Consider the following 12501-nt stretch of genomic DNA (forward strand, 5'->3'; position numbering starts at 1 on the left):
CATCTCCTTTTAATCTTGATAAGAAAATATTAATGATCGCCAGCCGAATTTAAGAGCTAACCAATTTCGTAATCGGCATTTTACAAAGCCAATTCATTTCAATTTTCTATCTTTAACAACATGAAATCATTTCTCTGCGTCCTTTCTTTGGCGTTGTTTTTTTCTTCCTGCGGGAAAAAAGAACAAGCTGACCTGATCATTTATAATGCCACTATTTATACTGTTAATGATCAATTCGAAAAAGTTGAAGCTTTTGCCGTTAAAGATGGAAAAATTCTAAGTTTAGGTTCTTCAAAAGATATTCAGTCAAAATACGAGGCTAAAGAAGAAGTTGATGCCGATGGAAAATCTGTTTACCCAGGTTTTATTGATGCACATGCACATTTTTTTGGATACGGACAAAGCCTGCAAACAGCAGATTTAAGGGATACCAAATCCTGGGACGAGATTTTGGAGAGATTGAAAGCGTTCGCTAAAACCCATCCGGATGGTTGGTTAATTGGCAATGGCTGGGATCAAAATGATTGGGAACATAAAGCTTTCCCCACCAATGAAAAATTAACGGAATTGTTTCCAAACCGGCCAGTATTGTTAAATCGCGTAGATGGACATGCTGCTGTGGTTAATCAAAAAGCCTTCGATGAAGCTGGGATAAAAGGCGAGCAGAAATTAGTGGGTGGTGATATGCTTACCGCAAACGGGAAATTGACGGGAGTTTTAATTGATAATGCGGTTGGCCTTGTAGATAGCAAAATTCCTTCCCCAGATGAAAAACTGGCAACTAAAATTTTAACCGATGCGCAAACAAATTGTTTTGCCGCTGGCTTAACAACGATCGATGATTGTGGCTTACCCTTCCAAGCGGTAGATTTTATCGAAAAAATGCAAAAGAACGGAAAGTTGAAAATGCGTTTATATGTCATGTTATCCGATGCTGAACAAAATTATGATTACCTGTTTAAACGCGGAGCGATAAAAACCGATCGACTAAATGTTCGCTCATTTAAAGTTTATGCTGATGGCGCTTTGGGATCAAGAGGAGCATGTTTATTGCATCCTTACAACGATATGCCAGCGAAAAGCGGTTTCTTGTTGAGCAATCAGAAGCATTTTGAGGAGGTAGCTGCAAAAATTGCAGCGCATAATTTTCAAATGTGCACCCATGCCATTGGCGATTCTGCCAACCGGTTAATGCTCAACATTTATAATAAAGTGCTCAAAGGCAAAAACGATAAACGCTGGAGAATTGAGCATGCTCAGGTGGTAAACTCAAATGATTTCGCTCTTTTTGGAAAAGCGAATATTATTCCTTCCGTTCAGCCAACACACGCTACTTCGGATATGTATTGGGCTGGAGAAAGATTGGGGCCAGAGCGGGTTAAAGATGCTTATGCCTATAAACAACTCCTTAAACAAAATGGCTGGATACCCCTGGGAACTGATTTTCCGGTGGAAAACATTAATCCATTATTAACGTTTTATGCTGCAACAGTAAGAGAAGATGGAAAGGGTTTTCCGAAAGGCGGTTTTCAAATGGAAAATGCGCTTACACCAGAAGAAGCTTTACGTGGAATGACCATTTGGGCCGCAAAAGCGAATTTTGAAGAAAAGGAAAAAGGCAGTTTAGAAAAAGGTAAGTTTGCCGATTTTGTTATTCTTGATCATGATATTTTAACATCAACCCCACAAAACATATTAAAAACCAAAGTTTTAAAAACCTATTTGAACGGAGAAAAAGTATATGAAGCGAAATAGATTAGTCATTCTGGCCGTAGCGAGTTTCTTTAATGTTTTATGTTTAATGGCTTGTGCCCAAGACCATGCTACAAACGAAAAAAAGCTTTCTGTTGCCAATAACATTACCAGTTCAACCATTTTGCTGAACAATAAAGATGCTGTTATACCCTTAAAATCTCTCGATAAAATAAACATTGCCTCAGTAAGTCTGGGGTTTTCTTACAGCTTAGTTTTTGATAGTTTAGCTAACAAATATGATAAAATTACATCGTTTTCTGCAGATAAATATAAGGATAGCGTAAACTTGAATGATCTGGAAGACGACCTTAAGTATTTCAACGTTGTGCTGATTGCCATTGATGATCAGCAAACCAACAATGCCAAATACATCAATTTTATTAACAGTTTAAGCAAAACAAAAAAGGTGATCATTTCCCTTTTTGGAAATGGAACAGCATTAAAATCGTTTGATTTACTCCAGTCGCCCATTATTTGGACGGGAGAAAATACTGCAGACGCGGCGGCCATTGTTCCGCAATATATTTTTGGTGGCATTGCAGCGGTAAATAAATTAACTAAAGCCTATTCTGCAAAATATACCATAGGCTCTGGCTTTACAACTGACAAAACCCGGTTGAAATATACTGTGCCAGAAGATGCTGGTGTAAACTCTAATAACCTAAAAGAAATTGATGCGATTGCCGAGGAAACCATTAGAGAAAAGGCAGCCCCAGGTTTGGTGGTTTTGGTGGCGAAGGATGGGAAAGTGATTTTTAATAAGGCTTACGGAACACACACTTATGATACTAATCTTCCTGATAAGGTTACCGATATTTTCGATTTGGCTTCGGTAACGAAAGTTACAGCCACCACACCTTCGGTAATGCGTTTGTTCGAGGAGGGGAAGTTGAAATTGGATACTAATATCGGCGCCTATATTCCGAAAGCCCGAACCACACCTATGAACAACATTCAAGTTCGAGAGGTGATGCTGCACCAGGCTGGTTTTATTCCCTATATTCCATTCCACAATTACGTAAAAACAGGCGATTACAGCGTAGATTCTTCTGCTGCTTTCCCAACAAAGGTTGCCGATGGTTATTATATCAAAAAAGACTTTTTTAAGGATTTCATGTGGCCAAAAATGCTCAATTCGCCTATTAAAACCAGAGGGCAATATGTTTACAGCGACATTAGTATGTACGTTATGAAAGATATTGTAGAGCATATTAGTGAGGAACCGTTAAACCAATATACATACGAAAACTTCTACAAACCTTTGGGGATGCAGACGGCCGGATTTTTACCTAGAAATCGTTTCGGTAGAGATCAAATTATCCCTACGGAGCAGGATACCTATTTTAGAAAAACGCTTTTAGTAGGTTATGTTCACGATCAGGGTGCGGCCTTGGCTGGCGGTGTTTCTGGTCATGCGGGCTTATTCTCCAGTGCCAATGATTTGGCCATTATTTACCAAATGTTGCTAAACCGTGGAACTTATGGTGGTACGCAATATTTTAAACCAGAAACGGTTGATATGTTTACATCAAAACAATCAAATGTGAGCCGCCGTGGTTTAGGTTTCGATCGTTGGGACCCGGATAGTACAAAACACTACCCATCCAATCTGGCTTCACCGCAAACTTATGGGCATACCGGGTACACAGGCACTTGTGTTTGGGTAGATCCATCAAGAGGTTTGGTATATGTTTTCCTTTCCAATAGGGTTAATCCAAGCGTGAGCGATAAGCTTGGGAACTTAAGAATCAGAGGACGGATTCAAGATGTAATTAACAAAGCGATTGACGAATCGAAGAAATAGAATAGGGTTAATATTCGTTATTGCTAAGTTTAGAATCACGTCATTGCAAGGTACAAAGCGATTGAAGCTTAATAGATTGCTTCGTACCCCGCACTGACGAATATTTCAATTATTCATCATCCAATAAGGTGATGCAATTATCAGAAAGTTTCTTTATTCGTGTATCAAATGTTTTAAGCGCTTCATTGTTTTTAGATGTTTGATACAGATAAGTGATGATACCTTTAGTCGAATCATCCGGGTCGCAGGCGTAAGATTTTTCTAAATATGCAGCGGTTTTTGTCGATAGTTTTTTATAATCTTCTACCAATTTGCCATAAATGACAACGCTTTTTGAATCAACTGCGGCATTCATCTTTTTAATCATCGCCTGGCAGTCCTTAAAATAATGATTTCCTAAAGCAAGATAAGGCACGTAATATCCAGGCGTTATTTTGATACTTCTTTCATAATATGGAATCGCAAGATTCATTTGATCGGTTTCTTCATAAAGCCTTGCCAGGTGATAGGTTACACTACCCAATTGTTTTTGGTTTAATTCGGATGATCTTTTAATTAATGCTTCTGCTAAATTAATGGCTTTGCTTTTTTCACTTACCTCCAATCTGATTTGCAAAAAGTCCCAGTAGAGGTCTTTAATATCTTGAGTTTGTGAGAAGGCGAACTGCGTAGCGGATAACAGAAATAAAAGTGTCAAGAAGCGTTTTTTCATAGATTAAAATTTTGATGAAGATAAGCATTATGCTACTAGAATTTAAATTCGGCTGGTGTAGACACCAGCCGATAAAACAATCGAAAATGACTTAATGTTCATGCACATCTTTAAATTTGATCATCTCCAATAGTCTTTGCTCCTTTTCATCATCAAATCCGCAGGTGCTTTTAAATTCCTTTGGATTTTCATAGGTGCCAAATAGCATATCCCACCATACAATGTCGCCATAATTATTGCTATGTTTTTCATATTGATGATGAATTCGGTGCATTTCTGGTCGCTGAAAAATGTACCCAATCCATTGTGGTGTTTTCACGTTTGTATGATAAAAAAATTCTCCAAGTGCTGTGCATAAAGTATAGATGGCTCCGGCTTCAGGATTGAGCCCTAATAATGTGTAAACCAAAAGACTTCCAATAATCGAATTTACTGTCATTTCTAAGGGATGTTTGTAGAATGAGGTAATCACTTCTAGGCGTTGCGGACTGTGGTGAATTTGGTGAAAACCCAGCCATAAAAAATCAACAGTATGCCTCCAGCGATGCCACCAATAAAAAATAAATGTGGCAATAAAATAGGCAATAATACCGCCGAGCCAATTGGGAACAAAATGAGAGAGTTGAAAAACGGAGATAGATGAGAGCCATTTTTCCCAGGTAAATCCAGCTAAGACAACTATACTTAACTGAATGAAGTTAACTCCTAAAACCCTGATGGTCCATGTGGAAACGTTTGGCAATTTCCAGCCAGGTTTAATCCTTTCGAGTAAAAAGCAAAAACCAAATACGATAAAAATGATGATTAACATAGATTTAAAATTTATTGCTCAAATCTATGGTGTGTTAGTCTGCTGGCTTTTGACAAAAGTCAAAAAATTATTTTTGCTTTCTAATTCTACTTAAGGTTTCTTGAGAGATCCCCAAATATGAAGCAATGTGTCCTAAAGATACCCTTTGAAAGAGTTGAGGATTTCTTTCCAGTAAATTTTGATACCGTTCTTTTGCGCTCAACATACGCAGTTCGTTTGCTTGTATCTCGTTCCGCATGTGGTAAAATTCGGTTAACTTTCTGCCTGAAAAGTTAAATTCCATAAAGTTTAAGTATAGTTCATCCAGTTTTTCTCTTTTTACAGCAATTAGTTTGCAGTGTTCTAAAGTTTCAATGTATTCAAAACTCGGATTGCCTGTATAAAAGCTGTAGACAGAAATGAGAAGTTGATTTTCGAATAAAAACCAGGTATTTGTTTCTTTACCTTCTTTATCGAGATAGAATATTCTAGCGGCTCCTTTTACAATAAAGTAAATGGTGTTGCTGCGCTCGTCAACACTTAAAAGTTTTGTTTTTTTTGCAACTTCAATAACCTCACTGTTGGCAATGATGGCCGATTTTATTTCATCCTTTAGTGGATAAATATTATCAAAAAGGTTGAAGAGATTTTGATAATCTCTTAGAAATAACTGATTAGCCATAAAAATTTATCAATTATACGGATAATCGCAATTTATAAACGGTGGTTTTCAGTTCATCCGTATCTCTATCTTCACAGAGTAAAAATTCAAGTGTACTTGCCGTTTTCCTGAATAATGAAATCCCTTCAAACTTATGTAAGCCAGGGATCCTGTAGGAAAAGTTGAGTTTCAAACTTTCTGGATTTATACTGCCGATAAAACTGCCCAGGATATCTCCATCGGTATAAGTTGATTTGGTATCTTCGGCCGTAGAGATGAAATAGACATCGTTATTAACAAGTACTGCGTCGGTAAACGAAGATTCTACATGGTTAATGTTAGCGAGCTTCAAACTGGTAAAAGCTATTTTTTCAGCCTTTGCTAAATCTTTTTCAAGGATGCGGAATATTCCGTTTTTGCCATCGTTGCCATTTCCCCTGTTAAAAAGCAACCAGAACCGACCGTTAAAAATTGCTCCTTCGATGTTGAAATTTTCATCGTTAATTTTTGCAATGACCTTCATTTTTTGATAGATACTTGTCAAGTCTTTTGTTAGGATTCGTTGTGATTTAGTGTCAAATTCTACCATCAAATTTCTTTTTGAGGTAGACCCTGATCCTAAAATATAAAACTGATTGGCATTTTGACAAAGCACTTCGAAATCTGGCTTTTGTGGTTTAGGAATGTTTTCTAAGCCTTTTAGTTCACTACCAGGTAAGATTTGAATTTTTCGTAGTTTTTCACTTTTGATATTGGACTCATTCAGGTAACCGCTGTTATCACCAATAATGTAAAGCAAATCCAGCTTAGAAATAATGCCCGAAGCAGAACCAATTCCTTGTATTTCCTTAAAAATTTCTAAATTGATTGAATACATAATTTTAAAGTAACAAAAAAAGCACCGAATTAATCGGTGCTTTTATTCAAATTTGAGCCTGTCGCGGTCCTTCCCTTGGGGGAGGATTTAGGTGAGGCTTTATTTCTTCAGCCCAATTTCTCTAAGTCTTTCATCAAGATATTCGCCAGCTGTCATGTCGCTATAAGCCTTCGGATGTTCGGCATCAATCGTTGAAGGCAGACTTGTCAAATCCATATCACTGCGTGGATGTAAGAAAAATGGAACTGAGAAACGAGAAGTTTTCATCAATTCGCGAGGTGGATTTACCACTCTATGTGTGGTTGATTTTAATTTGTTATTGGTTAAACGTTGCAGCATGTCGCCTACATTTACAACGATATCGGTGTGGTGTGCTTTAATTGGCAACCATTCATTGCTGCGGGTTAAAACCTCCAAGCCGTCTGCGCTGGCTCCAATTAAAAGGGTGATTAAATTGATGTCTTCATGTGCGCCGGCACGAACGGCATCATCAGGAATTAATTCCGGGTTTTCAATAGGAAAGTAGTGAATGCCTCTTAAAATCGAATTTCCGTTATGCACATGTTTGTCAAAATAATCAACTGGCAATTCCAGGTAAGTAGCAATGGCACGTAATAAGTGTGTGCCATTTTCCTGGAGTTTTTTGTAGATATCGCCAGTTACTTTGTTAAATTCTGGAAGCTCTTCTAACACTTCGTTGTCCGGATATTCCTCTTTCACTGGGTCGCCATCGGTAACTTCCTGTCCAATTTGCCAAAACTCTTTCAAATCTGGTGTTTTAGCACCCTTTGCTGTTTCTTTACCGGCACTGGTGTAACCGCGTTGTCCGGCCAATTCTGGCTTCTCGTATTTCCTTTTGGTTTCTACAGGAAGTGAAAATGCAGCTTTAATATTGTCATAAAGCTTATCAATCAATTCCTGACTTAAACCATGATTGGTGATGGTTACAAACCCCGAATCGTTGAAGGCTCTGCCCAACTCATCAGAGAATTTTTTACGTTCTTCTTCAGTTCCGTTGATATAAGAACCTAAATCCAAACAAGGAATATACGGTGTAGACATAAATTTATTTTTAATGTGATACGAATTTAAAAAAGAATTGTTAATAAGTGCGATCGTGGCTAAAATTGTAGCTATAAAAATTTAATTACCAGTAATTTAAGTTATTAACATTAACAGATGAGTTAACAATTTGTTGCGATTGTCATTCAAAATCCATTATTGTGTCCACACAAACTAGTTGCACTTTATTTTCGTAATATTATTAACGAATGCAAATGAAAGCTGCTTCAATAACTAACACACAAAATGAAAAAAATAATTTTAATTTTATTATCAATCCTGGCATTGAACCAAGTTCAGGCGCAGGGGAAAAAAACTGAGAAGGCCACATTTGGAATGGGTTGTTTTTGGTGTACAGAGGCCATATTTCAAAGGCTTAAAGGTGTTACCGCTGTAAAATCTGGATATGAAGGAGGGCGCTTAGCAAACCCAACTTATGAAGAAGTTTGTACAGGTGCAACAGGACACGCAGAGGTTTTAGAGATTACTTATAACCCAATGGTGATTACTTACGATGAGTTGTTGGAAGTTTTTTGGAAAAGCCATGATCCCACTACACTAAACCGCCAGGGTGCAGATTCGGGTACACAGTATCGATCGGTAGTTTTTTATCATAACGCTGAACAAAAAGATTTAGCTTCTAAGTATAAAGCAGAATTGAACAAGAAAAACGCTTTTGGCAAACCTGTGGTCACTGCTATCGAGGCTGCGAAACCTTTTTATGTAGCCGAAAATTATCATCAAAACTATTACCTGAAAAATGGCAGTGAGCCATATTGCAGAGCGGTAATTTTGCCAAAAATGCAAAAACTGGAGAAAATATTTAAAGATAAGTTGAAGAATTAATCATTAGAACGATCGTCATTCCTGACTTCAAGGGAATGACGATTGACTAAAAAAATTGATATAGCCACAGCAGTTGTACTTAGTAGAATGAGTAATGGCTCAAAACATAGTTTCTAAACCGCATTGAAGCGGTATCCCCCGATTCTTTTTTCATCGGGGAATTAGCTCCCGCCTGCCGGTCGGGCAGGAAAAGGCGGACTGCATTACCCGAATAGCACTACAGTACCTTTCTAAAAAATGCTTCTTTTGATTTAAGAATTGTCAATTATCTCATCGGTCAGTTAAACAATGAAGCATTCTTAAAACTTTACGCTGGTAAATATTACATTTGCAGTATGAATACTGGCTTACAGCTTTACAATACCCTTTCGCGTAAAAAAGAACTTTTTCAACCGTTAAACGCTGCTCATGTGGGCATGTATGTTTGCGGACCTACCGTATATAGCGATGTGCATTTGGGCAATTGCCGTACATTTATTTCTTTCGATTTGATTTTCAGATACCTGAAATATTTAGGTTTTAAAGTTCGTTATGTGCGTAATATAACCGATGCAGGACACTTGGAGGGAGATAGGGATGAAGGTGATGATAAGTTTGCAAAACGTGCGAAGCTGGAACAGTTAGAGCCTATGGAAATTGTACAAAAGTACACTCTGGGTTTTCATGATGTGTTACGGATGTTTAATACCTTGCCACCGAGCATCGAACCAACAGCCACTGGCCACATTATCGAACAAATTGAGATGATAAAAGTAATTATTGCCAATGGCTATGGTTATGAGGTGGGCGGAAATGTTTATTTTGATGTAGAAAAATACAGTAAAGAATATAATTATACTATCCTCACCAATCGCAATTTAGAGGATATGTTGAATAATACCCGAGAGTTAGGCGGACAAGATGAGAAACGTGGGCGTTTGGATTTTGCCTTATGGATTAAAGCGAAGCCTGAAACTTTAATGCAGTGGCAATCGCCCTGGGGATTAGGTTTTCCGGGTTGGCATATCGAATGTTCTGCCATGAGCGCAAAATACCTGGGCGATGAATTTGATATTCACGGTGGAGGGATGGATTTAGCCGCTACGCACCACACCAATGAAATTGCACAATCTGAAGCTTGCAGTCACAAACAACCTGCCCGTTATTGGATGCACACCAATATGCTTACCGTAAATGGAACGCGAATGTCTAAATCGGCTGGCAATGGTTTTCTGCCGCTGGAATTATTTACCGGTGCCCATCCGCTTTTGCGAAAAGGTTATAGCCCGATGACGGTTAAGTTTTTCATGCTTCAGGCACATTATCGCAGTACTTTAGATTTTTCTAATGATGCGCTTGATGCTTCTGAAAAAGGTTTCCGCAGGTTGATGGCTGCAGTGAGTTTGCTGGACAAATTAGCCGTTTCTGATCAAAATGATTTCGATATTGTTGCCCTTAAAGAGAAGTGCATTGCCGCAATGAATGATGATTTTAATAGTCCGATTTTAATTGCAGAGCTGTTTGAGGCGGTAAGAATTATTAATACAGTTTACGATGGAAAGGCGAAGATTTCAGCTGAATCTCTTGAGCAGCTGAAAGCATTAGTGAACGATTTTGTTTTCGATATTTTAGGTTTGAAAGACGAAGATGCTGGCAGCAACGATTTAAATGGTGTTTTGGAAATGGTGATCGATCTTCGTACTGAAGCGAAAGCCAATAAAGATTATGCTACCTCAGATAAAATTAGAATTAGATTACAGGAGTTGGGGATTCAACTAAAGGATAGCAAAGAAGGAACGACCTGGAGTAAGGTTTAGGTTTAGTGAGGATCCTGTGGTTTAATAATTAGAAGCATCAATGAGATTGCCACGTCCAGATGAAAAATCCGGACTCGCAATGACGAACTTATTGATGGACTTGATTTTTTTGATACCCCGCTCTTCCGTCCTTGCGAGAATATTCTCCAATTTTTCATCGGTAATATTCGTGGCAATCTCCTTCATAATTTAACATTAACAATGAATAAAAAACTTTTATTTTGGCCTCTAATTGCTTTACTGAGCTTTCAGGCCTGTAAAAATAAATCAGATAAGGCTAGCGATACCGAGACAAATGCAGCTATAACTTTAGTTTCGCCAGAATTTAATGCAGATAGTGCTTATGCTTATGTGAAAGCACAGGTTGATTTTGGACCAAGAATTCCTGGTACTTTGGCGCACCAAAAATGTGCAGAATATTTGGTTAATAAATTGAAGTCATTTGGTGCTGAGGTCAAAATTCAAGGAGAGAAAACGCAAACTTACGATGGCAAGACCTTCCAACTGAAAAACATTTTGGCCAGTTTTAATCCTGAAAATAAAACAAGGGTTTTAATTACGGCCCATTGGGATGCCCGTCCGTTTTCTGATCAGGATTCGAATCCTGCAAACCACAATAAGCCTTTCGATGCGGCAAATGATGGGGGCAGTGGTGTTGGTGTGATCCTTGAAATTGCAAGGCAAATTCAGAAAAAATCGCCAAACGTAGGTATTGATTTTGTATTGTGGGATTTGGAAGACTATGGTAAAGCAAATGATGAAACGCCCGACGAGGTAACCTGGTGTTTAGGCTCACAATTTTGGGCAAAAAATGCGATTGCTGCAGGCTATAAAGCTGGTTACGGGATTAATCTCGACATGGTTGGTGGTGGGAATGCCCAGTTTACGCAAGATGAAATTTCGAGGCAGGCAGCGCCTGACGTAGTGAACAGGGTTTGGGATATTGGTAACGAAATTGGTTATTCATCGTACTTTGCCCGCATTCCGAGCGGGAAAATTGTTGATGATCATTTCTGGATGAACAAAGCTGGAGTGCCATCCATTGATATTATTCACTATAACGATAACAGTGGTTTCTATATCAATTGGCATACCCAACTGGATAACCTCGCAAATATTGACAAAAATACCCTTAAAGCAACCGGGCAGACTGTTCTGGAAACGATTTATCGTGAAAAATAAAATGTGTAATTGTTAATTACTTTTGAAAAGACGGTATCTAAAAAATTCTATATTCGCCAAACATATATCTAAAATTTATAATGAAACAATTATTTTCAACTGCAATATTATCACTTTTGGCAATTGGTGCATGGGCACAAAAAAATGATGGAACCACGAAGTCATTGGTAAGTGCAGAAAAAGATTTCGCAAAATCTATTGCAAAAAATGGAGATAAAGATGCTTATCTGGAGTATTCACTAGCAAGTGCGTTGGTTTTCAGGCCGAATCCGGTAAATGTTAGAACGTTTTACAATGCAAAGAAAACAGATGAAAATACCGTTACCTGGGAACCAAATTTAGCAAAGGTTTCCCGTAGTGGCGATTTAGGTTTCACTACCGGCCCTTACGCGGTGAGTGGTTCGGAGAAAAAATATGGTCAGTATCTATCCATTTGGAAATCGGAGAATGGCAAGTGGAAATTAGCCATTGATTTAGGCACATCGAGCAATAAACCTTTAGATAAATCTGCTCCGAAATTTATTGAACCAAAAGACCATGTTGCCCCAAAATTCTTGAATGAGAAACAATTAAAGGCTGGAAAGGATATCATTTCTACAACTGAAAAAACTTTGAACACGCTTTTGAAAACACATGGTATTGCCGCTTTTGGTGGCTTTTTAACAGAAGATGCCCGTCTGTTATTTCCAGGTAACGAAGCCATTAACGGAAAAGGCAAAATCATTTCTTTTTATAACGGAATGATTAGTAAAATTAACTTAAAAACAACTGGTGTTGATAAGGCAATTGGAAGTGATTTGGCTTATACTTATGGCGTGGCCACAATAGATTATAAAGCCGATTTACGCGAAAGTTTTAACTACGTTTTTGTTTATGAAAAAGCTGCAGATGCCAGTTGGAACTTAATTGTTCAGGCTTTTGTACCTGCAGAAAGATAAATTTACAACGTGAATTACAAGGGCTCTCCTAAAAAGATAGCCCTTTTTTTATGTGCTATAGAGCTGTTCTTTGCACTT

12 protein-coding genes are annotated in these 12501 nt (G+C 38.1%); 6 read left to right on the forward strand and 6 right to left on the reverse strand.

Annotation, left to right across the window (positions count from 1 at the left end; translation table 11 throughout):
* Positions 1 to 120: 120 nt before the first annotated feature.
* Both ACZZZC_RS04975 and ACZZZC_RS04980 read left to right on the forward strand, forming a co-directional pair.
* A complete protein-coding gene (locus ACZZZC_RS04975; RefSeq protein WP_463485092.1) occupies positions 121 to 1755 on the forward strand; it encodes an amidohydrolase in 1635 nt (544 codons plus the stop codon).
* A complete protein-coding gene (locus ACZZZC_RS04980) occupies positions 1742 to 3559 on the forward strand; it encodes a serine hydrolase domain-containing protein (protein WP_463485093.1) in 1818 nt (605 codons plus the stop codon). Before ACZZZC_RS04975 ends, ACZZZC_RS04980 begins: the two co-directional genes overlap by 14 nt.
* 109 nt (positions 3560 to 3668) lie before the next feature.
* Here the strand turns inward: ACZZZC_RS04980 and ACZZZC_RS04985 are convergent, their stop codons facing one another.
* From ACZZZC_RS04985 to ACZZZC_RS05005, 5 genes are all read right to left on the reverse strand, one after another.
* Positions 3669 to 4271, reverse strand: coding sequence for a tetratricopeptide repeat protein (locus tag ACZZZC_RS04985; protein WP_463486672.1), 603 nt, complete (start codon positions 4269 to 4271; stop codon positions 3669 to 3671).
* A gap of 91 nt (positions 4272 to 4362) precedes the next feature.
* On the reverse strand, positions 4363 to 5082 hold the full coding sequence (locus ACZZZC_RS04990) for a sterol desaturase family protein (protein ID WP_463485095.1): 720 nt from the start codon (positions 5080 to 5082) through the stop codon (positions 4363 to 4365).
* A gap of 67 nt (positions 5083 to 5149) precedes the next feature.
* On the reverse strand, positions 5150 to 5743 hold the full coding sequence (locus ACZZZC_RS04995; protein ID WP_463485096.1) for a Crp/Fnr family transcriptional regulator: 594 nt from the start codon (positions 5741 to 5743) through the stop codon (positions 5150 to 5152).
* A gap of 13 nt (positions 5744 to 5756) precedes the next feature.
* Positions 5757 to 6599, reverse strand: coding sequence for a DUF6929 family protein (locus tag ACZZZC_RS05000; protein WP_463486673.1), 843 nt, complete (start codon positions 6597 to 6599; stop codon positions 5757 to 5759).
* Positions 6600 to 6698: 99 nt separating this feature from the next.
* A complete protein-coding gene (locus ACZZZC_RS05005; RefSeq protein ID WP_463485098.1) occupies positions 6699 to 7661 on the reverse strand; it encodes an isopenicillin N synthase family dioxygenase in 963 nt (320 codons plus the stop codon).
* Positions 7662 to 7907: 246 nt separating this feature from the next.
* Here ACZZZC_RS05005 and msrA point away from each other — a divergent pair, with 246 nt between their 5' ends.
* Complete coding sequence (gene msrA / locus ACZZZC_RS05010) at positions 7908 to 8507, forward strand: peptide-methionine (S)-S-oxide reductase MsrA (protein WP_265801735.1); 600 nt, start codon at positions 7908 to 7910, stop codon at positions 8505 to 8507.
* A gap of 335 nt (positions 8508 to 8842) precedes the next feature.
* Positions 8843 to 10303, forward strand: coding sequence for a cysteine--tRNA ligase (gene cysS, locus ACZZZC_RS05015; protein ID WP_463485099.1), 1461 nt, complete (start codon positions 8843 to 8845; stop codon positions 10301 to 10303).
* Positions 10304 to 10324: 21 nt separating this feature from the next.
* Here the strand turns inward: cysS and ACZZZC_RS05020 are convergent, their stop codons facing one another.
* A complete protein-coding gene (locus tag ACZZZC_RS05020; RefSeq protein WP_463485100.1) occupies positions 10325 to 10489 on the reverse strand; it encodes a hypothetical protein in 165 nt (54 codons plus the stop codon).
* A gap of 15 nt (positions 10490 to 10504) precedes the next feature.
* Here ACZZZC_RS05020 and ACZZZC_RS05025 point away from each other — a divergent pair, with 15 nt between their 5' ends.
* Positions 10505 to 11485, forward strand: coding sequence for a M28 family peptidase (locus ACZZZC_RS05025; protein WP_463485101.1), 981 nt, complete (start codon positions 10505 to 10507; stop codon positions 11483 to 11485).
* A gap of 80 nt (positions 11486 to 11565) precedes the next feature.
* On the forward strand, positions 11566 to 12423 hold the full coding sequence (locus ACZZZC_RS05030) for a DUF4440 domain-containing protein (protein WP_463485102.1): 858 nt from the start codon (positions 11566 to 11568) through the stop codon (positions 12421 to 12423).
* Positions 12424 to 12501 lie beyond the last annotated feature (78 nt).

It is taken from the genome of Pedobacter sp. AC212 (assembly GCF_979258625.1).